The organism is Olsenella sp. An285 (assembly GCF_002159625.1).
Lineage (GTDB): Bacteria > Actinomycetota > Coriobacteriia > Coriobacteriales > Atopobiaceae > Thermophilibacter > Thermophilibacter avicola.
Window position 1 is genome coordinate 83,996 of sequence record NZ_NFIZ01000002.1, and the last position, 23,567, is coordinate 107,562.

Consider the following 23,567-nt stretch of genomic DNA (forward strand, 5'->3'; position numbering starts at 1 on the left):
CGCGGGTCTCGCGGGGAGGCTGGGGGAGGGGCCTAGCCCTCGTCCTTCTCGTCCTTCTCTTCCTCCTCGTCGAGGCGCAGCGGGCGGAAGCTCGCCGTGTCGCCTCCGAGCAGGCTCTTGCTCGCCTCCTCGGCCACCTCCTCGCGCTCGGTCTTCATGCGCACGGAGAAGATGTCCTCGTCCTCGTCTCCGTGGGCGCGCTCGGCCTCGCGCGCCTTGTCCGCGACCACCCTGGAGTGGTCGAGCACGACGTGCGTGGGCTCGTGGTCGAGGCGCTCGAGCTTGTGCTGGCGCTTGGTCTTGGAGAAGAGGGGCACGTACTCGTAGATGACGCTCGAGTTCTCGAGGCCGTACCAGCGGTCCGCCGAGCCGCAGAGGCTGCGGATGAAGTACTTGATCTCCATGGTGCGGCGGTTGATGCCGGAGAGGTCGGTCTCGGGGGAGACGGTCTTGCGGATGAGGCAGAACTTGAAGTCGCCCACCTCGCTCGGCTCGAGGTAGATCGAGTACTTGTGCTCCTGCGGGGCCATCTGGCCGCGCTTCACCAGGTCGTCGACGATCTGGTAGAGATAGGTGTTGACGCGCTGGTTCACGCGAAAGCCCAGGCGCAGCTGGACCTTGAAGAGGAAGTCCGTGTCAAACGTGTCGACGATGTACTCGTGGGTGTAGGGCTCGTCCGTCACCTGGACGTTGAGGAAGTAGTACGCCTTGGCGCGCTTGGGGCGCTTGTCCAGGATCGAGTAGAGGATGTCGCGGTCGAGCTTGTCGAAGGACGAGTCGTTGGTGAGGAAGACCAGGTTGTCCGCCAGGTACGGGTAGGCGTCGTCGTGGCTGAGGTCAAAGAGCTGGTCGAGGTACTTCACCACGGGCAGGTACATGGTCTGCGTGCGCTCGATGGCGGTGCCGCGGCGCCACACGTACATGACCAGGAAGATCGCGGAGGCCATGACCACGGTGACGTAGCCGCCGTGGAAGAACTTGGTGAGGCTCGAGAAGAAGAACATGAACTCGATGGCCCCGAAGAAGATGGCAAAGGGCACGGCCAGCGCGGGCTTGCGGCGGATGCGCGAGAGGTACGTGAAGAGCAGCACCGTGGTCATGAGCATCGTCACGGTGATGGCCAGGCCGTAGGCGGCCTCCATGTGCGCGGAGGTCTGGAAGAAGAGCACCACGCAGATGCAGGCGACCCACATGACGTTGTTGATCATGGGGATGTAGATCTGGCCCTTGGTCTCGGACGGGTAGTTGATGCGCATGTGGGGCATGAGGTCCAGGCGCACCGCCTCGGAGACGATGGAGAACGAGCCGGTGATGAGCGCCTGGGACGCGATGATGGCCGCCAGCGTGGAGAGCAGGACGGCGAAGACGCGCACCTGCTCGGGGAGCATCTGGAAGAACGGGTTGAGGTCGGCGATGGAGCCGAGCTCGGCCGAGCCGCTGTTGGCGATGATCCAGGCGCCCTGGCCCAGGTAGTTGAGGATGAGGCAGACCTTCACGAACGGCCAGGTGGCGTAGATGTTGGGCTTGCCCACGTGGCCCATGTCCGAGTAGAGGGCCTCGGCGCCGGTGGTGCAGAGGAAGACGTTGCCCAGGACCATGACGCCGGCGGCGTTGAGGTTGCCGCTAAAGAGGAACGTGATGCCGCGCACGGGGTTGAGGGCGCGCAGCACGCCGAAGTTCTCGAAGATGTGCGGCAGGCCGGCCACGGCGAGGAAGAGGAACCACAGGGTCATGATGGGGCCAAAGGCCTTGCCGATCTTGGAGGTTCCGGCCTTCTGCAGGAAGAAGAGCACGCTGATGATGCACACCACGATCACGATGACGATCTGCTGGCTGTCGCCTATGAGCCGGTAGAGGAAGTCCACCGTCCGAAGGCCCTCGATCGCGGTGGTCACGGTGACGGCCGGCGTGAGGATGCCGTCTGCCAGGAGCGCCGCGCCGCCGATCATGGCGGGGATGATGAGCCAGCGCCCGCACCGCTTGACGAGGCTGTAGAGCGCGAAGATGCCGCCCTCGTTGTGGTTGTCGGCCTTCATCGCCACGAGCACGTACTTGACGGTGGTGATGAGGGTGAGCGTCCAGATGATGAGGGAGAGGGCGCCCAGCACCACGTCCTCGGACATCGTGGCGAGGCCGCCGTTGCCGGCGATGATGGCCTTGAGGGTGTACATCGGGCTCGTGCCGATGTCTCCGTACACCACGCCGAGCGTGACGAGGAGCATTGCCGCGGAGAGCGGGATGCCGGTGTATTTTGCCCTCGGGCGTCCCGACGGGGCGGGGGAGGGCACGGTCGTAGCGTTCATGTGACTCCAAAACTTGGGGACAGTGGACACGTGGGGTTTCCCGCGTTTGCCGCACTAGTTTAGCGCTTGCCGCGGACGCCAATGACGAGCGCTGGGCATGCCGCGCGGGCAGGCTCGGGGAGAGGGCTAGAATGGGGCGTGGCAGGCAGCTCGCGACAAGGGAGGAAGAGCATGGCTGACGAGAAGAACGAGGCAAAGGCCCCGGCCGAGGCCGGCGGCGCCGTGAGGGGCGTCTACGCGAGCGTCCCGGCGGACCGCGCGACGGGCGTTCCCGAGGCGGCCTCGGCGCGCCTCGCGTGGACGGACGGCGAGCGCAGCCTCGAGTACGAGGCGCGGGCCGCTCACCTGGAGGTGCGTGACGACGCGGGCGTTCTTCTCGGCCGCATGTTCTCGCTCTCCTACGTCGCGGTGGACGCCGAGGGCATGCCGGACGTCTCCCGGCCCGTGACCTTTGCCTACAACGGTGGCCCGGGCTCAAGCTCCGTGCCCATCAACTTTGGCGGCATCGGGCCGCGTCGCGTTGCCACGGACGGTGTGCGTCACGTGCGCGCGGACGCCCCGGTTGAGGACAACCCGCATACGCTCCTGGTTGACTCGGACGTGGTGTTCCTGGACGCCCTGGGCACCGGCTGGTCCGTGCTCGCGGAGGACGCCGACCCCAAGAAGATCTTCTGCACGGACGGTGACGCGGACGCCTTCGCGCGCGCCATCTGCGCGTGGCTCACGGAGAACGGCCGCTGGTCGAGCCCGCTCTACCTCTTTGGCGAGTCCTACGGCACCGTGCGCAACGCCGCGCTCATGCGCCTTCTGGGCGAGCGGGGCGTGCAGCTCACCGGCGTGGTCATGCTCTCGGCCGTCTTCAACATCGCGGGGCTCCTCAACCCCGGCGACGACCTCTACTACCTTGGCATGATGCCCACCTTTGCGGCCACGGCGCAGTTCTTCGGCCGCGCCGGCGCCGGCGTGGGCGAAGAGGAGTGGTTCGAGCGCGCCATGGCCTTTGCCGAGGACGAGCTCGCCCCCGCGCTCCTGCGCGGCGACCGCCTGGGAGAGGCGGACGAGCGCGCCGTGGCCGAGCGCATGGCCACCTTCATCGGGCTTCCCGCCGAGCACATCCTGGCGCACCACCTGAGGATCGACCTGCTCGACTTCCGCACGCACCTGCTCGCGAACGAGGGACGGGTGTGCGGCAGGCTGGACACGCGCTTCTCCTCCGACGCGCCGTCTCCCATGCAGAGCCACGACATGTGGCTCGCCGGCGAGGACGCCGCGGACGACGCCGTCGAGGGCGCCTGGGTGCGCGCGTTCAGGCGCTTCTGCGCGGACGAGCTGGGGTACCAGGGCCCCGCGCGCTACCTCTCCAACAACTACGACAAGGTCAACGCCGGCTGGGACTGGGGACACGAGGAGCCTGGCCTGGGTCGCGTGGCCACGCCCAACGTCTCGCTCGACGTGGCCGTGGCGCTGCGTCGCAATCCCACGATGAAGCTCGCCCTCATCGGCGGGCGCTACGACGCCGCCACCACCTGGTGGAACGTCGTCCACGACATGAGCTGCCAGTTCCTCTCCCCCGAGCTCAAGAGCCGCGTGAGCTGGTATCTCTACGGCTGCGGCCACATGTCCTACGTGGACGTTCCCACCCTCGAGGCCATGGGTCGCGACCTGCACGAGTTCTACGAGAGGCGCTAGGGGCCGAGGTTCTTCTCGCCCTGTCGGACGTCGCGCCCCCGCACCCCTTGTTGAGGTGCGGGGGCGCGACGGCTTCTTGGGCGGGAGCGTCGTTCTTTCGCACCCCAACGGGACGCGTGCGCGAAAACGACAGTTTCCACGTCCGGACTGTCGTTCCACCGCACCTCACGTTTTGACGTGCGGGAAAACGACAATCTGGTCGAGAAGAACGTCCATCTCCCGCACCCCAACGGGAGCGGTGCGTGAGATGGACGATTCGTGGGCAGGCGAAGGGGGAGCCGCGCGCCCGGTAGAATGGGCGGGCAGGAGAGAGTGACGGGCGAGAGGTGACCCGATGGAGTTTGTTGCAACGTGCCCCAAGGGCTTCGAGCGACTGCTGGCGGACGAGCTGGCCGGACTGGGCGCGCGCCGCCTGCGCCCGCTGAGGGGACAGGTCTCCTTTGGCGGGGAGCTCGCGGACGCGTATCGGGTCTGCCTGTGGTCGCGCCTGGCGTCGCGCGTGCTGCTCGTGCTCGCGCGCGTGGACGCGGCGAACTCCGACGCGCTCTACGAGGGCGTTCGCGCGCTCTCGTGGGAGACGCAGCTCGCGCCCGGCGCCACCTTTGCGGTGGACGCCCACGGCACTAACGCCGAGCTCAGAAACACCCAGTTCGTGGCCCTTCGCGTGAAGGACGCCGTGGTGGACCGCGTCTTCGAGGTGGGCGGCGTCCGCCCGGTCACGGACACCGCGCATCCCGACCTCACCGTTGACGTGCGCCTCTCGGGCGGGCACGCCACGGTCTCCCTCGACCTTGCCGGGGAGCCGCTCTTCCGGCGCGGCTACGACTCGCGCACCGAGGCGGCCGCCGCGCCGCTGCGCCCGGACTACGCCGCGGCCCTTCTTGCCGCGGGCGGGTGGGGCGACGTCGCCCGCTCGGGCTCTCCCGTGCTCTCCGCCCTGTGGGCGGGTCAGGGGAGCGTGCTCGTGGAGGCCGCCGGCCAGGCCCTTGACCGTGCGCCCGGCCTCCTGCGCTCCCGGTGGGGCTTCCAGGGATGGGCGGGGCACGACCGCGCCGCCTGGGAGAGGCTCCTTGCAGAGGCGGACGCCCGCGCGGGCGCTGGCGAGAAGAACGCCTGCTCGCTGCTCGTGGCGGACGACCGCCCGGGCGTCGCCTCGGCGTGTCGCCAGGCCCTCCGGGCGGCGGGCATCCCCCTCGAGCCCACGTTCTGCTCGCCCGCTGCCGCTGCCGACGCCGCCCGCGAGGCCGAGGCCGCGCTCGTGACCTGCGACCTCTCGTGGATCGGCGAGACCGCCCTCGCCACTGAGGCGGCCGCCCTCGCCGCGGCGTCCGCTGCCTCCGGCCTTCGCGCCGCGGCCCTTGCCCGCGACGCCTCCCTCGACGCCGCCTTGCGCCAGGAGCCCGAGTCCGCGACCGAGGTCATCGTGGGGCGCGACCCCGCGAGCATCCGCGTCTACGGGGGAGGCGACGCCGTCGAGTCCCCCGCGACCGTGGAGGTTGCCGGCGAGCGCGTGCCCGTGCTCGTTCCCGCCTCGGAGCAGTTTGCCCGGCGCCTTGCCAAGGTGGCGCGCCTGCGCGCCAAGTGGGCACGCCGCGAGGACGTGACGTGCTACCGCGTCTACGACGCCGACCTGCCGGACTACTCGGTTGCCATTGAGCTCTACGAGGGTTCGGAGACGCCGGGCCGCTGGCTCCAGATCTCCGAGTACGCCGCCCCGCGCGCGGTGGACCCCGAGCTCGCGCGCCGCCGCCTGCTCGACGTGCTGGCCATCGCGCCGCGCGTGATGGGCGTGGCCTGGCGCGACGTGAGCGTACGGGTGCGCACGCGGGCGCGCGGCGGCTCCCAGTACGCCGACGAGGCCCGCTCCCCGCAGATGCGCCCCCCGCGCGGCCGCCGCGGCCCCCAGCTGCCCGGTTCTTCTCGCCCGGCCAGGCGCGTGGAGCTCCCGGCGGGCTCGCACCTGGTGGACGAGGGAGGACTCACCTTCGAGGTCAACTTTGACGCGCGGCATGACTGCGGCATCTTCCTGGACCACCGGGAGACCCGCTCGCGCATCCGCGAGATGATGAAGGAGACCAAGGGGTCCAAGCGCTTCCTCAACCTCTTTGCCTACACCGGTACCGCCACCTGCTACGCGGCGGACGGCGGTGCCAAGCACACCACGACGGTGGACCTCTCGCGCCCGAGCCTGGACTGGGCGCGCCGCAACATGGCGCGCAACGGCTTTGACGGTCCCGAGCACGAGTTCGTGCAGGCGGACGTCCTCGCGTGGGTGATGGAGCAGCGCCACACGCGCAACCGCTGGGACCTCATCTTCTGCGACGTGCCCACGTTCTCCAACTCGGCGCGCATGAAGAAGGCGTCCTTCGACGTGCAGCGCGACCACGCGGAGCTCGTCATTGGCGTGTCCCGTCTGCTGGTGCGCGGGGGGCGCGCGATCTTCTCGTGCAACCTGCGCAACTTCAAGCCGGACGTGGAGAAGCTCGAGCGCGCGGGCGTGCGCCTCACGGACATCACGGACGAGACCATCCCCGAGGACTTCTCGCGCAACCGCAAGATTCACCACGCCTATCTGGTGGAGCGTGTCGAGCGGGCGTAGTCCCAGGGAGTTTCGTTTGTAGGGTATTTCACGGAGGCAACCCCAAGTATGACCAAGGGTTAACTTTCGTAAAAGAGCAGGTAGATGGCTTGGATTATTTGTAGTGTATTTGATTTGACGTCCGCAAAATACCCTACAAATGAGCTCTCGGTCACAGCGCGCCTCATTTTGGTCAGTTTGGACGCTCAGGTGGAGCGCGGACGATGCCATCCGCCGCCTGTCGGCGTCCGCCTGCGCAAGCGACGGCCGGGCCGCCCGCACGTGCTAGTAATATTTCCCTATACGTGTGGGTTTGGCGCGGGCAGCGGCTCGCGCCCCGAGCAATTGGGGGAACACGCAATGGACCCTAGCATCGAGGCCACGGTCAAGACCTGGCAGGACAACGTCAAGGAGCCCGACCTCGCGGACGAGCTCGCGGAGCTCACGAAGGAGGGCAACGAGGACAAGCTCTTCGACGCCTTCTATCGTGACCTCGCCTTCGGCACCGCGGGCCTGCGCGGCACGCTGGGCGTGGGCACCAACCGCATGAACGTCTACGTGGTCGCGCAGGCCACCCAGGGCGTCGCGGACTATCTGAACGCGCACTACGAGAACCCGACGCTCGCCCTCGCGCGCGACTCGCGCAACAAGGGAGAGGACTTCCAGAAGGTCGCCGCCGGCGTGCTCGCGGCCAACGGCGTGCACGTCTACGTGTACCCGCGCATCGAGCCCGTCCCCACGCTGTCCTTTGCCGTGCGCTACCTGCACACCTCGGCGGGCATCGTGCTCACGGCCTCCCACAACCCCGCCCCGTACAACGGCTACAAGGTCTACAACGACAACGGCGGTCAGATCACGGACGAGGCCGCGGCGGAGATCTCGGCCAACATCGCCAAGGCCGACCCGTTCAACGTGAAGATCATGGACTTTGACGAAGGCATCGAGAAGGGTCTCATCGAGTGGACCCCCGAGGAGGTCCTCGACGGCTTCATCGAGAACATCAAGAAGGTCTCCGTCCCGGGCTTCAAGGCCTCCGACGACTACTCCGTGGTCTACACCCCGCTCAACGGCACCGGCATGGAGCTCGTGACCCGCATCCTCAAGGAGATCGGCGTCGAGAAGGTCTCCGTGGTGCCCGAGCAGGCCAACCCGGACGGCAACTTCCCCACCTGCACCTATCCCAACCCCGAGTTCCGCGAGGCCCTCGAGCTCGCCCTCAAGCTCGCCGAGGAGGTCAAGCCCAACCTCGTCGTGGCCACCGACCCGGACGCCGACCGCATGGGCACCGCCATCCCGCACGACGGCGACTACGTGCTGCTCTCCGGCAACGAGATGGGCGTCCTGCTCATGGACTGGCTCGCCACGATGGCCAAGGACCGCGGCGAGGACGTCGCCTCCAAGGTTGCCGTCTCCACGATCGTCTCCTCCTCCATGCCCGATGCCCTCGCGCGCGACTGGGGCTTTGAGATGAGGCGCGTGCTCACCGGCTTCAAGTACATCGGCGACCAGATCGACCAGCTCAAGGACGAGGGCGAGGAGGACCGCTTCCTCATGGGCTTCGAGGAGTCCTACGGCTACCTCGTGGGCACGCACGCCCGCGACAAGGACGCCATCGTCGCCACGATGCTCTGCGTCGAGATGGCCTCCTACTACGCCGAGAAGGGCATGGACCTCTACGAGGCCATGGACGCCCTCTACCAGAAGTACGGCTACTACCTCAACGGCACCGTCAACGCGTCCTTCCCGGGCGCCGCGGGCGCCGAGAAGATGGCCGGCATCATGGACGGCCTGCGCAAGAACCCGCCCGCCGAGATCGCCGGCTACAAGGTCCTCGGCATGACCGACTACGCCACCGGCCCCGAGATGCCGCGCGTCTCCGGCCTGCAGAAGGAGGCCGCGCAGGTGCTGCCGCCGGCCAACGTCATCGAGTTCCGCCTCGAGGACGACAACAAGGTCATCTTCCGTCCGTCCGGCACCGAGCCCAAGGTCAAGGCGTACCTCTTCTCCAAGGGTGCCACTCGCGCCGACTCCGAGGCCGTGCGCGCCAAGCTCGAGGCCGCGAGCAAGGAGATTCTGTCGTAGTTCGCTCTCAGCCGTAGGGGAGGCCCCGCCGACTTCCACGCAGGACTGCGCTTCGCGGAAGATCCTGCTTAGGAAGTCGGTGGGGCCTCCGTCTGTCGATCGGCTACTTGCTGCCGAGGGAGATGGAAAAGGGCCGAGAAGAACCATGTTCTTCTCGGCCCTTGTGCTGCTATGGGGCGGGGTCCTACTCGTAGGAGGCGTCGGAGTCGGAGGTGGAGTCAGAGGCGCCGTCGTCCGTGCCGTCCGCGTTGTCGTCATCGGAGCCAGGGACGCTGAGGACGTAGAAGTCCGTGCAGGTGGAGGCCAGCGTGGCGGGGGCCCAGGGGTGGGCGCTCACGTCGGGCGAGGTGGGGTCGTAGACCTGCATGGAGCCGTCCTCGTTCTCCGTCACCACGAGGACCCAGTGCGCGGCGCTCGTGAGGGAGCCCGCCTTGGTCTCCATGAGGACGTAGGTTCCTGAGTCGAGCATCTGGGAGAGGTTGTCCGCGTTGGAGGCGAAGGACTCGCAGGTGAGCCCGAGCTTCTCCGCCTCGGACACGAGGAAGTCCGCCGTCATGGCGGAGTCTCCCGTGGCGGCCTCGTCATCGGTGGCGGACTGGGCGATCTCGGCCGGCGTGCTGTCGGTGGCGCCGGTGAGGCCCATGTAGGCCATGGAGAGGGCGGTGGGGCCGGAGCCAGTGATGGCGAGCGCGCGCCCGGCGTAGTCGACGTTGCCCCAGCGGGAGTCCCAGCACCAGAGCTGCGGGGCGGTGCCCTTGGTCACGGCCTCGTCATAGGGCTGGGCGGTCTTCTCGGCGGTGGGGTAGGCGGCGACGAAGTCGATGGCCTCGGGCACGTTGAGGGCGAGCTCGAGGAGGCCCTGGTCGCCGTACTGGTCCGCATTGGCGGCGATGGTGGCGAGCTTCTCGTTCTGGTCGAGCTCGCTCGTGAAGTCGTTCGTGAGCTCCTCGGAGAGCCCTGCGGCAACGCGCACGTCGCTCTGGCTGGTCTGGGTGTCGGTGCCCTCGCCGCCCGAGCAGCTGCGCACGCAGGTGGAGACGCCCACGATCACGAGAACGGCAAGGACGATGGCGAGCGCCCCCAGGATGACGAGCCTGCGGTCGATGCCGAGGATTCTGTTGCGGTTGCCCTGGAAGTTGATGCTGCGGGAGCGCAGGGGGTAGCCGCCGCGGCTGCTGCCCCTGAGGCTGGACTTGGGACGCGTGCGCGTGCCGGTGGGACCGTGATAGACGCCGCTGCTGGGGACGCGCGCCCTCGCGGCGCCCGTGTACTGGCGCGAGGAAGATCCCGTTCTTGAGGAGCCCGAGCGCGGGCGCCTTCCCTGGTCCTGATATGCCATGGTCCCTCCGTAGGTGCGTATGAGGTGAAAGAGCCTGGCGGCTCGTTGCACAGTCCTGTTAGGCATGATACGGCAGCGGGGGACGTGTGCCTCCTCCGTACGTTGTATCTTTTCGGGGAGCGGGGCTGAGCGGCTGGCAGGAAGGGCCACTTCGGAGCACCGTGCGGCAGCGCGCGCTCGGCACATGAGGGGAGGGGGCGGCGGATAATCCGCTGCCCCCTCCTCGTGTGAGCGAACTTGTTATGCCGCGGGTGCGAGCTCCCCGCCGCCACCGGTGTCGCCGCCGGACTCGGACCCGCCGCCGGTGCCGCCGCCGGTGCCGGAGCCTCCTCCGCCGACGTCACCTCCGGCTCCGCCTCCGCCGGTGCCGCCGCCGGTCTCTCCGCCGGTCTGGCCGCCGCCGGAGGTCCCGCCGCCGGTTCCGCCACCAGTGCCACCGCCGCCGGACCCGCCGGTCCCGCCGCCCGTGCTGCCGCCGTCGGGGACGGTGGGCACGATGGGCGTCGTGGGCTCGGTGGGGGTGCCGGTCTCGGGCTCCTCGTAGGTGGGCTCGTAGTAGTCGTCGCCGTAGTCGTCGTCGTACCAGCCGCTGTAGTCATCGTCGTAGTAGCCGCCGCCGTTGACGTACTTCTCGGTGCCCACGAAGGTCCAGGAGTCGTTGGACTTGAACGTCGCCTCGTGGTCGGAGGTGGGGAACTCGGCGCGCGGCACGCCCTCGAGGGCGGCGTTCATGTACGCGGTCCAGATGGGCTGCGGCAGGTTCTGCGTGGTGCCGTGGCCGCCCTGATAGTAGACCGTGGAGTTATCGCTCAGGTGACCGGTCCAGACGGTGGTGGTGAGCTGCGGGGTGTAGCCGCAGAACCAGAGGTCGCCGTAGTTCTCGGTCGTGCCGGTCTTGCCCGCCACGGGCTGGTCGGGCTCGAAGTAGATGCCCACGTAGTAGGAGGCGGAGCCGCGGGAGACGACGGTCTCGAGGATTTCCGTCACCTCCTCCATGATGGCGGAGTCCACCACCTGCTCGGAGCTCTCCTGGTGCTCATAGACAAGGTTGCCGTTGCGGTCCTCGATGCGCGTGATGGCGATGGCGTCGCGGTGCAGGCCGCAGTTGGCGAAGGTGGAGTAGACCTCGGCCATCTCGAGCGGGGACGCGGCCTGGGTTCCCAGCGTGATGGAGTTCACGGGGTTGAGGGTGGAGTCAACGCCCAGGAGGTGCGCCGCGTCGACGACCTTCTCGGGACCGATGGCCAGGACCACCTGCGCGTAGGCCACGTTGGAGGAGACCGTCGTGGCCTCGGCCAGCGAGATGATGCCGTACTGCGCGTTGTCGACGTTCTGGACGGGCCAGGTGGGCGTCACCTGCAGCGGCGAGTTGGCGTAGAGCTGCACCGTGGGGCTCATGCCCTCGAGCATGGCCGCCGTGAGGGTGATGGGCTTGAAGCTCGAGCCCGGCTGGCGCGGGTTGGTGGCCAGGTTGATGACGTTCTGGCCCGCCGCGGCGTCGTTGCCGTAGCTCTGGCCGCCCACCATGGCCACGATGTGACCGTTGGAGTTGTCAACGGAGACGAGGGCGCCGCGCAGGTCGGGGTCGTTGGAGGCGGCGATGCGCTCGTTCACCGCCGTCTCGGCTGCGGCCTGGAGCGTGGGGTCGAGCGTGGTGTAGACCTTGAGGCCGCCCTGCATGATGGTCTCGGACGAGAAGTCCTGGAGCAGGAGGTTCCTCACGTAGTCCGTGAAGTAGGGGTAGGTGCCCACGGAGTCGCCGAGCTCGCCGGGGTTGAGGACGAGGTCCTCGGCGCAGGCGGACTCGTACTCCTCCTGCGAGATGTCGCCGGCCTCGAGCATGCGGTAGAGGACGAGGTTGCGGCGCTCCTTGCAGGCGTCGGGGTTCTGGAAGGGGTCGTAGAGCGAGGGCGCGTTGGGCAGGCCCACGAGGGTGGCCGACTCGGCCAGGGTGAGCTCGCTCGCGTGCTTGTTGAAGTAGGTGATGCTGGCGGCCTCGATGCCCCATGCCCCGTTGCCGTAGAAGATGGTGTTGAGGTACATGTTGAGGATCTGGTCCTTCGTGTACTCCTTCTCCAGCTGGATGGCGATGTAGGCCTCGCGGACCTTGCGCTTGAGCGACTGCTCGAACTGCTCGTCGGAGAGAACGGTGTTGCGCACGAGCTGCTGGGTGATGGTGGAGCCGCCGCCGGCGTCGCCCGACCCGGTGATCTGGCCCCAGACCGCGCGCAGGACGCCCTGCGGGTCAACGCCGTTGTGGTCGTAGAAGCGCTTGTCCTCGGTGTCGACCACGCCCTTCTTCACGTAGTCGGAGACCTCGTCGAGCGTGACGGAGCGGCGGTTCTGCAGGTAGTACGAGGCAATCTCGTTGCCGTCCGCGTCATAGACGCGCGTGGGCTCGGCAAGGAGGTAGGCGTCTGCCGAGGTGTAGTCGGGCAGGTCCTCGAGCCACGAGCTCACCACGCCGCCCAGGGAGAGCGCGAGCGTGACCATGAGAAGCGCCAAGAAGCCAAAGACGCCTGCTATGCCAAATCCCACGAAGTGGGTCCTGGAGTGCTGATGGGCCCTGCGGGTTCTGATCCCCATCTGGTCCTCCTGTCTGGGAGATCGGTCCACAACTGCCCAACATTATAGGTGGTGGCGGCGGATTGCGCCGCGCGGGCCCCGTCACGTGTTGAGACCGTGGACGCGACCCGTGCGAGGGCCCCATTGGTGGGGGAGGCCCCACCGTAACACGTTCTTCTCGCCTGCGCCGCCTACCCGGAGCTACGTGCGGCGGATGTGGGGAATCGCCACCGCCCTGCCCCTCCGTGCTGCGGCTGCGCTATCCTAGTACCCCGTATGGCCGTCCGGCGGGCGGCTTGGCTAAGCGAAGAACCTATGGAGGAGAGATCGTTGCTTCCCGTTGACGAACAGCTCAAGGTCATCACGTCCGGCACCATGCAGATCGTGCCGCTGGACGAGCTCAAGAAGAAGCTCGAGAAGGGCGTGCCCCTCAACATCAAGCTGGGCGTGGACCCCACCAGCCCTGACCTGCACCTCGGCCACGCCGTGCCGCTGCGCAAGATGCGCCAGTTCCAGGACCTCGGCCACAACGTGACCCTCATCATCGGCAACGGCACCGCCCTCATCGGCGACCCGTCCGGTCGCGACTCCACCCGCCCGCCCCTCACCGAGGAGCAGGTCGAGGCCAACGCCAAGACCTACGTCGAGCAGGCCATGAAGGTCCTCGATCCCGAGAAGACCCAGATCGTCCACAACGGCGACTGGCTGAAGGGCCTCAACCTGGCGGAGATGCTCAAGCTCATGAGCCAGTTCAACGTGGCTCGCATCCTCGAGCGCGAGGACTTCCACAACCGCTACACCGAGGGCAAGTCCATCGCCCTGCACGAGTTCATCTACCCGGTGCTGCAGGCCTACGACTCCGTGGTGATCAAGGCCGACCTCGAGATGGGCGGCAACGACCAGATCTTCAACCTCCTCGCCGGCCGCGACCTCATGCGCGCCATGGGGATGGAGCCGCAGGTGGCCCTCACGATGCCGCTCCTGGTGGGTACCGACGGCCACAAGAAGATGTCCAAGAGCTACGGCAACTACGTGGGCCTCACCGACGAGCCGGCGGACATGTACGGCAAGGTCATGTCCATCACCGACGAGCTGGTGCCGCTCTACTGGCGCCTCTGCTCCACCGCGGGCATGGACAAGCTCGACGCGATCGACGCGGCCTTCGCGGACGGCTCCGCGGACCCGTACGCGCTCAAGCGCGAGCTCGCCGCCAACATCGTGGACCTCTACCACGGCGAGGGCGCCGGCGCCGCTGCGAGCGCGGCCTTTGACGCGCAGTTCAAGCGCGCCGAGGCGCCTGCGGACATGCCGGAGTTCCCCGTGAGCGTGGCCGAGGTCAACGACGAGGGCAAGGTCTACCTGGGCAAGCTGCTCGTCGAGGTGGGCATCGCCAAGTCCGCCGGCGAGGCGCGCCGCCTCGTGGACGGCGGTGGCGTCAAGATCAACGGCGAGGCCGTGGCGCCCAAGTGCTACAACGTGGACGCCGCGCTCTTCTCCGCCGGCACCATGGTCCAGTCCGGCAAGAAGCGCTGGGCTCGCCTGGTGTAACGCCTCGCGCCGCACGCCCGTCGATGAGGTGCGGCAAAACGACGAAACTGACCGTCAGAGTGTCGTTTCCCCGCACTTCTCTGTTTGAGGTGCGGGGAAACGACGTTCTCGTCCGATAGACCGTCCATCTCTTGCACGCCAATCGCTGAGGTGCGGCAAAACGACGAACTGGCGAGAAGAACCATCCGGTCGCGGCACGTTTGGAAGGAAGCCCATATGCACGGAACCACGTTTCTTGAGGTCCACGGCGTGCCGGAGCTGCTGGCGCCGGCGGGCGGCCCGGAGCCCTTCAACGCGGCGCTCGCCGCGGGGGCCGACGCCATCTACTGCGGCCTGGGCAACGACTTCAACGCCCGCCGCGGCGCCCACAACTTCGACGACGAGTCCTTCTCCGCCGCGTGCCGCAGGGCGCATCTGGCGGGCACGCGCGTCTACGTGACCGTCAACGTGGCCATAGCCACCGAGGAGATGCCACGCGTGCTGGAGCTGGTGCGCCGGGCGTGGGAGCTCGGTGCCGACGCCTTCATCATCCAGGACTGGGGCCTCATGGCGGAGATCCGTCGCAGGTGGCCCGAGGTCGAGACGCACGTCTCCACCCAGGCAAACGTGCATGACGCGCGCGGCGTGGCGTGGTGCCGCGACGTGTGGGGCGTCGACCGCGTGACCCTCTCCCGCGAGCTCTCGCTCGAGGAGATCTCCCGCATCTCGCGGGAGGGCGTCGAGCTGGAGTGCTTCGGCCACGGGGCGCTCTGCTTCTGCTACTCCGGCGTGTGCCTCATGAGCTCGCTCGCCGGCGGGCGCTCCGCCAACCGCGGGCTCTGCGCCCAGCCGTGCCGTCTTCCCTACGACCTCGTGGACGAGGACGGTCGCGTCATGGAGATCCCGGGCGTGGCAACGCAGGGCCTTCCCGAGAAGAACCGCGGCGTGGGCGGCACGCGCCTGCTCTGCCCCAAGGACTACTGCACCGTGGACCGCCTCGCCGAGATGCGCGACGCCGGCGTGGGCTCGCTCAAGGTGGAGGGCCGCATGAAGGCGCCCGACTACGTGCTCTCGGTGGTGGGCGCCTATCGCGAGGCGCTCGACGCGCTGGCGAGCGGCTCGGACGACGAAGGTGCCGTCGCCGCGCGCCGGCGCAGGCTCAAGCGCGCCTTCAACCGCGACTTCACGGAGAGCTACCTCTGGGGTCGCTCCGACAACGACATGATGAGCTACGAGCGGTCCAACAACCGCGGGGAGATCGTGGGCGAGGTCACCGGCTCGCGCGCGCTCGAGGACAGCGTGGTGCGCCGCGGTGGCGGCAACGGCGGCCGCGAGCGCATGCGCCGCCACACGCGCGCGGACGTCGACGTGCTCCTGAGCGCGCCCGTGGGCGCGGGCGACCTGCTCGAGGTGCGCCCCTCGGACGACCCCACGCAGTTCCTGACCGTGAACGCACCTGCGGACGCGGCGGCGGGGGAGACCGTGACCTGCCGCGCGGCGCGCCCGATGCCCGCGGGCTCGCTCGTGCGCGTCATCCGCTCACAGCGGGCGCTCGACGAGGCGGCGCGCGTTGCGGACAAGGACGTCGTGCGCCGCCGCCCGGTGCGCGTGCGCGTGGTCGCGCAGCTGGGCAAGCCGTTCTCTGTGGAGCTCTCGTGCGCCGACGGCTCGGCCTCGGCGCGCGCGGAGGGCTTCGTCGTGGAGGCCGCGCGCACGAAGGCGGTCACGGCGGAGGACCTCATGGAGCACGTGGGGCGCATGGGCCAGAGTCCGTTTGCGCCCGTGGAATGGGACGTGGAGCTTGACCCCGGCTGCGGCATGGGCTTCTCGGCGGTGCACAGGGTCCGCGCCGAGGCGTGCCGCCTGCTGGAGGAGGCCCTTCTCGCGCCGTACTTCTCCCGACGACTTGACAGGGGGACAGTCCCTTTGTCAAGCGGCGAACTTGACAAAGGGACTGTCCCCCTGTCAAGTCCCGAGGTATGCGCGCTGGTGGTGACGCCGGAGTGCGCCGAGGCGGCGCTCGCCGCGGGGGCGACGCGCGTCTACGCCCCGGCGGACGAGCTCTCCGAGGGAGCCTGGCCAGAGGGCGTCGTGCCCTGGCTCGACGAGGTCTGCCGCGAGGCCGACCACGCCCGCCTGGACCCGTGGGTTCGCGAGGGCGAGCCCGTGGCCGTGGGCAACGTCTCCGAGCTCGCCCTCGCCGCGGAGCGCGGGGCTGCCGCGGAGGTGCGCTCCTGCGTGCCCGTGCACAACGTCTCCGCCCTGCGCGCGCTGGAGGCGGCGGGCGCTCAGGGCGTCTGGCTCTCCCCGGAGCTCACGCTGGACGAGGTCTGCGCGCTCGCCCGCGAGGCCAGCGTGCCCGTGGGCCTCTCCGTCATCGGCCGCGAGCGCGTGATGACGAGCGAGCACTGCGTGCTGCAGGCGCTCGGGCGCTGCGTCCACGACTGCCGCCGCTGCGGGCTGCGCCGCCGCCGGCTCTCTCTGCGCGACATCGACGGCCGCGAGCTGCCCGTGCGCACGGACGTCAACGGCCGCTCGCGCATCTGGTCCGCCCGCCCGCTCGACGCCACGCCCCAGGCGGCCGAGCTCCTCGCCGCCGGCGTGTCCCGCCTCATGGTGGACGCGCAGCTCATGGGCGCGACGGAGACGCGCTCGGCCGTGGAGCGCACGGTGCGCGCGGTCGAGGCCGCCCGCGCCGGGCGCCGCCCGGCCCCGCGCATGAACGGCGCCACTTCCGGGCATCTTTTCTCGGGCATTGGGTAACATGATTCACGGTACAAAGCGCCCCGCAGCCGCGGGGCCCGCGGAAAGGAACTCACATGGCCGTTGATCGCGCCCTTCTCGACGCCACCCTCGACGTCATCCGCCAGAGCCTCCAGGCCGACGGCGGCGACGTCGCCCTCATCGACTGCACCGACGACGGCGTGGTCACCCTGGAGATGCAGGGCGCCTGCGCCGGCTGCCCGCTCTCGAGCCTGGACATGTCCGAGGGCATCGAGCGCATCCTCATGGAGCACGTCCCCGGCGTGACGCGCGTCCAGCCCGCCGCCTTCTAGCGCGGGCAAGAAGAACGGGCGGAGAAGAACGTGTTTCTCGACGACCTCTATCACATGCTCGACCCGGTGGCCTTCACGCTGGGTCCGCTCACGGTGCGCTGGTACGGCATCGCCTACCTGCTCGGATTCATCTGCGCCGGCATCGTGATGTACCGGACGGCGCGCCGCTGGAAGCTCGGGCTCACCGTCGACGACGTCTTCTCCATCGTGATAGGCGTGGTCTTTGGCATCATCATCGGCGCGCGCCTCTTCTACGTGGTCTTCTACATCTGGGGCGCGGGGCTGAGCCTCTCGAGCCCGCTGGAGATCTTCGCCACCTGGGAGGGCGGCATGAGCTTCCACGGCGGCCTCGTGGGAGCCGTCATCGGCGGAAGCCTGGTGTGCCGCCACTACGGCATCTCCGTCGCATCAGTCTGCGACCTTGGCGTGATAGGCGCGCCGCTCGGGCTCTTCTTCGGCCGCTGCGCCAACTTCGTGAACGGCGAGCTCTGGGGCAAGGAGACCGACCTTCCCTGGGGCGTCATGTTCGAGACGGGCGGCAACGTCTACCGCCACCCTTCCCAGCTCTACGAGGCCATCCTCGAGGGGCTCGTGATCTTCGCGGTGCTCTACGCGCTCTCCCGACGCGTGCCGGCGCGTCCGCAGGGCACCTTCATGGGTTGGTTCCTCACGCTCTACGGCGTGTTCCGCTTCCTCGTTGAGTTCGTCCGCGTGCCCGACGAGCAGCTCGGCTACCTCCTTGGCCCCATCACGATGGGCCAGCTCCTGAGCCTTCCGCTCGTCCTTCTGGGCGTGGTCGTCCTGGTGGTGGCGCACCGCCTTGCGCGCCCGCAGGTGGGCTACGTCGAGCGCGGCTAGCCGCTGTGTGCCCTGCGGTCCGCGTTTGGCTGGCCGCGGTCTCGCACCTCTCGCTATTCCTCGGGTGTCTGCCCGCACTTCTCGCTCCGACGGAGGGGTGCGCGCCGCAGCGCACCCCTTGCCCGCATCTGCGCGCATACGCCAAGAGCTGGCCCGCACCTGACATCTATGAGAGCCGATTTTGCCCGCACTCCTGCCTCAGGTCATCGAGTGCGGGGGCACCTGCGCGCATCCGCCGAGAGCGCGCTGACACCCGCTGTGCCGCCGCGCTTCGAGGTCTCGATTGCTCCCGCGCGCATCCGTCCCGTGCCGTCGTCCCAAGCCCTGTGGTTTTTTAGACAGCGTGTCTAAAAAGCGCCTCGCGTTGGTACAGTCACCTACAGGAAAGACTGCGGGACGGGAGTGCGCGTGGGCGAGCGAGAAGAACTCAGGGTCGGCATCGACGTCGGGTCCACGACGGTCAAGGTCGTGGCGCTCGACCGCGAGGGGCGCACGGTCTTCTCGCGCTACGTGCGCCACGGCGCCCGTCAGGCTGCTACGGCCGCTCGGACCCTCGACGAGCTGGGCCGCGCCTTCCCGGCCGCGTGCCTCGACGTCGCGCTCACGGGATCTGGCGCCTCCACGCTGGCAGATGCCCTCGGCCTGCCATACGTGCAGGAGGTCGTTGCCAACTCCATCGCCGTGCGCACCCTCTACCCGCACGCGCGCACGGCCATCGAGCTGGGCGGCCAGGACGCCAAGATCGTCTTCTTCGAGCCCGACCCGCGCACGGGGGAGCTCACGGTCTCCAACATGCGCATGAACGGCTCCTGCGCGGGCGGCACGGGCGCCTTCCTGGACGAGATCGCCTCGCTTCTCAAGGTGGCGCCCGAGGACTACGACGCCCTCGCCGCCGCGGGCACCACCGTCTACGACATATCGGGCCGCTGCGGCGTCTACGCCAAGACGGACATCCAGCCGCTCGTGAACCAGGGCGTGCCCAAGGAGGACCTCGCGCTCTCCGCGCTGCACGCCATAGCCAAGCAGACCATCGGTGGCCTGGCGCAGGGGCTCGACGTGGTGGCGCCCGTGGTCTTCGAGGGCGGGCCGCTCACCTTTGACCCCACGCTCGTGCGCGTGTTCTCCGAGCGTCTGGGGCTCGCGCCGGGGGAGGCCATCGTCCCCGAGCACGCCGAGACCATCATGGCGCTGGGCACGGCGCTCGCCGTCGACCAGCTCTTCTCGGACCGGGCGACCGAGCTCGACGTCGCCTCGGCGGTGGCCGTCCTCGAGGAGCTGGACGCCCGCCCGCCCGTGACGCACGCGGACGCGGCCCCGCCGTTCTTCTCGTCACCGGAGGAGCGCGCGGCCTTCGAGCGGCGCCACGCGGCGCCGGCAGACCCCGCGCCCCGCGAGCCCGAGGACGGCGTCCTCAAGGTCTACCTGGGCATAGACTCGGGCAGCACCACCACCAAGTTCGCTCTGGTAGACGAGGACGGCACCCTCGTGGACTCCTTCTACGCCTCCAACGAGGGGGCGCCGCTCGACGTTGCCGCGGCGGCGCTGCGCGAGCTCGACCGGCGCCATCGCGCGCGGGGGCATGAGCTCCAGGTCCTGGGCATGGGCACCACCGGCTACGGAGAGCTCATGTTTGCCCGGGCGTTTGGTGCCGACTACCACGTGGTGGAGACCGTCGCGCACGCCCGTGCGGTCCGCGACCTGGTGCCGGACGCGAGCTTCGTGCTGGACATAGGCGGTCAGGACATGAAGGCGATCTGGCTCGACCACGGCATCATCACCAACGTGGTGGTGAACGAGGCCTGCTCGAGCGGCTGCGGCTCGTTCCTGGAGACCTTCGCGCGCAACCTGGGCATCCCCGTGACCGGGATCGCCGAGGCGGCCTTTCGCTCGGACGCACCGGCCGAGCTGGGCAGCCGCTGCACCGTCTTCATGACGAGCTCCATCGTGACCGAGCAGCGCAACGGCAAGTCCCCGGACGACATCATGGCCGGCCTCTGCCGCTCCATCATAGAGAACGTGTTCACCAAGGTCGTGCGCGTGCCCAGCATGGACGCCCTGGGCGAGAAGATCGTGGTGCAGGGCGGGACGTTCCTGAACGACGCCGTGCTGCGCGCCTTCGAGCAGCGCGTGGGCCGCCCCGTCACGCGCTCCCCGCACGCGGGGCTCATGGGCGCCATCGGCGTGGCCCAGCTCGTGCGCGAGCGGGCGGAGGAGGCCCTGCGTGCGACGGGTCACCTGGCGGAGAGCTCGTTCGTGGGCTTTCCCGCGCTCGAGGGCTTCTCGTATGAGACCGAGGCGGGACTCGCGTGTCCCTTCTGCCAGAACCACTGCAGCCGCACGCGCATCACGTTCTCGAGCGGGGCCTCCTGGGTGACGGGCAACCGCTGCCCGCGCGGCGAGGTCGTGGGGGACCCGCGCGACGCCGAGGTCCGCGCCCGGGAGCGCAAGGTCCGCGAGCGCACCTCCCGCGTGCCCAACCTCTTTGCGGAGCGCGAGCGGGCGCTCTTTCGCGAGTACCCCGTCACGCCCGTGCGCGACCTCGGCGATGCCGCCCCGGTGATCGGCCTGCCGCGCGTGCTGGGCCTCTGGGAGTGGGCGCCCTTCTGGACCACGCTCGTGCGCGCCGTCGGCTACCGCGTGAGGCTCTCGCGCAGGAGCTCGCGCGCGATGTACGAGCGCGGCCTCCCGGCGGTGACGTCGGACACGGTGTGCTTCCCGGCCAAGCTCGTCCACGGGCACCTGCGCGACCTGCGCGACGCCGGTGTGGACCGCATCCTCATGCCCTCGATCACCACCGTCCCCTCCGACAACGCCTCGCCCACGAGCCAGTCCATGTGCGCCGTGGTCAAGGGCTACCCGCTGGTGGTGGCCAACTCGGACAATCCCGAGAGGCGCTGGGGCATCCCCTTTGACGCGCCGCTCTTCCACTGGTACACGGAGGCGGACCGCGAGTCCCAGCTCATGGAGTGGCTCCGCGCGTGGGCGGGCCTCACGCGCGTCCAGGCGCGCTCGGCCATCCGCCAGGCAGCGGCCGCCCAGCGCTCCTTCCGCGAGGAGCTGGAGCGCCGCGGGCGCGAGGTGCTCGAGCAGGTGGGCAGCGACGGCGGCTGCGCGGTGGTCCTGGCGGCGCGCCCCTATCAGACGGACTCGCTCGTGAACCACGACCTGCCCGACATGTTCGTGCGTGCGGGCGTGCCCGTGCTCACGGCGGACAGCGTGCCCGGCGTCCGCGAGGTCGACCTCACGCGCAGCCGCATAGACGTGGTCAACAACTTCCACGAGCGCATGCTCGGCTCGGCCGTCATCGCCGCGCGCGACCCGCGCCTGGAGTACGTGCAGCTCGTGAGCTTTGGCTGCGGGCACGACGCCTACCTCTCGGACGAGATCGTGCGCCTCATGCACGAGACGGGGGAGAAGGCCCCGCTCGTCCTCAAGCTCGACGAGTCCGACGCCACGGGGCCCCTCGGCATCCGCGTGCGCTCCTTCGTGGAGACGGTGCGCGAGCGCCGCGCCACCGAGCGCGCGTCGGGCGTCGCGCCGGAGCCGCGTCCGCTCGCCGACCCGTACCCCGTCAAGTTCGACCGCGGGGACGAGACCCACTACGAGGTGATCGTCCCCAACACCAGCCACGCGTTCTCGCGTCTCATGGCCGCGGCGGTGTGCCGCCAGGGCGTGCGGGCGGTGCCGCTGGAGGTGGGGCGCGAGGAGGCCATCCGCCTGGGCAAGCGCTACGTGCACAACGACATCTGCTTCCCGGCGCAGATCGTCATCGGCGAGATCCTCGCCGAGCTGGGGAGCGGTCGGCACGACCCCGACCGCACGGCCGTCATGATGGCCAAGTACGTGGGCGACTGCCGCCTCACGCACTACGGCGCCCTCCTGCGCAAGGCCCTTGACGACGCGGGCTTCTCGCAGGTGCCCATCATCACCAACGACGGTGCGGACTCGCACGACCTGCACCCGGGCTTCCGCCTGGGCGTGGGGGCGTCCATCGACTTTGCGTGCGGCCTTCCCATGGTGGACGTCTACGAGGCGCTGCTGCGCAAGATCCGCCCCTACGAGCTGCGGCCCGGCTCGGCGGACGAGGCCTTCGACCGCGCCATGGACCTGCTCGTGGACGCCATCTCCGCGCACGGCGCCCGGGCGGCGGCGGGCGCGTTTCGCCGGGGGCTCGAGCTCCTCTCCGCCGTGCCGCACGACCGCTCCAACCCGCGCCCGCGCGTGCTCATCGTGGGCGAGTACCTGCTCAACTTCCACCCCGGCGCCAACCACGAGATAGAGCGCTACCTGGAGGCAAACGGCCTCGAGATCGTCGAGGCCCGCATGACCGACGTCATCCGCAAGAGCTACTCCTACAAGCACGCCCAGGCGAGCGACTACCACGCGGGCATCCCGGCGCAGGAGCGCGCATGGAACGCCCTCGTTGACCAGCTCTTCTCGGCGTCCCTTGCGCTCACGGACCGCGTGGCGCGAGAATTCCCCCTCTACGAGCGCCCCGCGAGCATGGCGGAGCTCGCCGACCTGAGCGACTCGATCGTGCACCGCACCTTCGACGCCGGCGAGGGCATCCTCATCCCGGCGGAGATCCTCGAGCAGGCGGCCCGCGGCGTGCGCAACTTCGTCATCCTGCAGCCCTTTGGGTGCCTTCCCAACCACGTGGTGGGGCGCGGCATCATCAAGCGCGTGAAAGAGCTCTACCCCGACGCCCAGGTGCTGCCGCTGGACTACGACCCGGACGTGAGCCAGGCCAACATAGAGAACCGCCTCCAGATGCTCGTCATGGACGCTCGGGCGGACGTGGAGCCCGAGGACCCGGCAGCCGCGCCGCGCCCCGAGCCCGCGCGCTGGGGCAGGGACATCGTCGCCGTGGGAACCACGCGCGGCGGCGCGGCGCCCGCCGCGGGAGGTGACGCCCGATGACGGCCACGTCTGGCCCCGAGCCCCGCGGAACGTCCGCGCGCGCGGCGGAGCGCATGAAGGCGCGCCTGGCGGATGCCCTCTGGGGCTGCCTCGAGACGCGCCGGCTCACCGAGGTCTCCGTGGGCGACGTCATCCAGGAGGCGGGCGTGAGCAGGGGATCCTTCTACTACCACTTCTCCGACCTCGACCACCTCATCGCATGGGCGCTCTCCCAGGAGATGCTGAACTCCGACCGCAGGGGCAACTCCTTCATGGCGCTCGCCGCGCAGGTCGAGCCCCCGGCGGAGAGCGAGACCGTCTCGCGCAGCCTCTCGCGCGTGTGCCTCCTGCTCGACAGGGGCGGAATGGGGGCCGTCTTTGACGTCGCGCTCGACGCGCAGCTCGCCCTGTGGACCAAGGCGCTCTGCCCCGAGGGAGAGCTCCTGCCCGACGAGGTGGTCGCCCAGCTCGAGTACGCCGTGGGCGGCACGGTGGGCATGCTGTCGCGTGCGGGCCGCTCCTCCGACTCCAAGCGACGCGCCTCGATGGCCTTCGTGCACGAGCGTCACCTCTGGATGGTGGGGCGCGTGGCGGAGGTCCTGGGCGAGAGCCCGCGCAGCGTGGCCGCCCGTCTCGAGCGGGTCCGCCGCGCCGCCGTGGCGTGAGCGGGG

The 23,567-nt window shown here is 69.3% G+C and carries 12 protein-coding genes; 9 read left to right on the forward strand and 3 right to left on the reverse strand.

Annotated features, from left to right (window positions below):
* Positions 1-32: 32 nt before the first annotated feature.
* Positions 33-2,303 (reverse strand): KUP/HAK/KT family potassium transporter, encoded by a 2,271-nt coding sequence (locus B5F79_RS01925; RefSeq protein WP_087217219.1) that lies wholly within the window; start codon positions 2,301-2,303, stop codon positions 33-35.
* Positions 2,304-2,474: 171 nt separating this feature from the next.
* Here B5F79_RS01925 and B5F79_RS01930 point away from each other — a divergent pair, with 171 nt between their 5' ends.
* The 3 genes from B5F79_RS01930 (at position 2,475) to B5F79_RS01940 (ending at position 8,652) form a co-directional block, all read left to right on the forward strand.
* Positions 2,475-3,992, forward strand: a complete 1,518-nt coding sequence (locus tag B5F79_RS01930) for a S10 family peptidase (RefSeq protein WP_087217220.1) — start codon at positions 2,475-2,477, stop codon at positions 3,990-3,992.
* Between the two features lie 334 nt (positions 3,993-4,326).
* The gene (gene rlmKL, locus B5F79_RS01935; protein ID WP_087217221.1) at positions 4,327-6,591 is read left to right on the forward strand and encodes a bifunctional 23S rRNA (guanine(2069)-N(7))-methyltransferase RlmK/23S rRNA (guanine(2445)-N(2))-methyltransferase RlmL; all 2,265 of its coding nucleotides are present in this window, start codon (positions 4,327-4,329) and stop codon (positions 6,589-6,591) included.
* 339 nt (positions 6,592-6,930) lie between these two features.
* On the forward strand, positions 6,931-8,652 hold the full coding sequence (locus tag B5F79_RS01940) for a phospho-sugar mutase (protein ID WP_087217222.1): 1,722 nt from the start codon (positions 6,931-6,933) through the stop codon (positions 8,650-8,652).
* Between the two features lie 184 nt (positions 8,653-8,836).
* On the opposite strand, the gene B5F79_RS01945 is transcribed toward B5F79_RS01940, so the two are convergent.
* Positions 8,837-9,991 carry a hypothetical protein gene (locus B5F79_RS01945; protein ID WP_143786214.1) on the reverse strand — a complete coding sequence of 385 codons (1,155 nt, stop codon included), beginning with the start codon at positions 9,989-9,991 and terminating at the stop codon, positions 8,837-8,839.
* A gap of 240 nt (positions 9,992-10,231) precedes the next feature.
* Entirely contained in the window at positions 10,232-12,577 is a 2,346-nt protein-coding gene (locus B5F79_RS01950) for a transglycosylase domain-containing protein (protein WP_087217223.1), read from the reverse strand.
* A gap of 309 nt (positions 12,578-12,886) precedes the next feature.
* Here B5F79_RS01950 and tyrS point away from each other — a divergent pair, with 309 nt between their 5' ends.
* The 6 genes from tyrS (at position 12,887) to B5F79_RS01980 (ending at position 23,561) form a co-directional block, all read left to right on the forward strand.
* Positions 12,887-14,104: a tyrosine--tRNA ligase gene (gene tyrS, locus B5F79_RS01955; RefSeq protein WP_087217356.1), complete on the forward strand. Its 1,218-nt coding sequence runs from the start codon at positions 12,887-12,889 to the stop codon at positions 14,102-14,104.
* A 216-nt stretch (positions 14,105-14,320) separates the two neighbouring features.
* Entirely contained in the window at positions 14,321-16,846 is a 2,526-nt protein-coding gene (locus tag B5F79_RS01960; protein WP_087217224.1) for a U32 family peptidase, read from the forward strand.
* A gap of 56 nt (positions 16,847-16,902) precedes the next feature.
* Positions 16,903-17,139 (forward strand): NifU family protein, encoded by a 237-nt coding sequence (locus B5F79_RS01965; RefSeq protein ID WP_072372575.1) that lies wholly within the window; start codon positions 16,903-16,905, stop codon positions 17,137-17,139.
* Between the two features lie 30 nt (positions 17,140-17,169).
* A complete protein-coding gene (gene lgt, locus B5F79_RS01970; protein ID WP_087217225.1) occupies positions 17,170-17,997 on the forward strand; it encodes a prolipoprotein diacylglyceryl transferase in 828 nt (275 codons plus the stop codon).
* 408 nt (positions 17,998-18,405) lie between these two features.
* Positions 18,406-22,917, forward strand: coding sequence for an acyl-CoA dehydratase activase (locus B5F79_RS01975; RefSeq protein ID WP_206390962.1), 4,512 nt, complete (start codon positions 18,406-18,408; stop codon positions 22,915-22,917).
* Complete coding sequence (locus B5F79_RS01980; RefSeq protein ID WP_087217227.1) at positions 22,914-23,561, forward strand: TetR/AcrR family transcriptional regulator; 648 nt, start codon at positions 22,914-22,916, stop codon at positions 23,559-23,561. The genes B5F79_RS01975 and B5F79_RS01980 overlap by 4 nt, the downstream gene beginning before the upstream one ends.
* Positions 23,562-23,567: the final 6 nt, after the last annotated feature.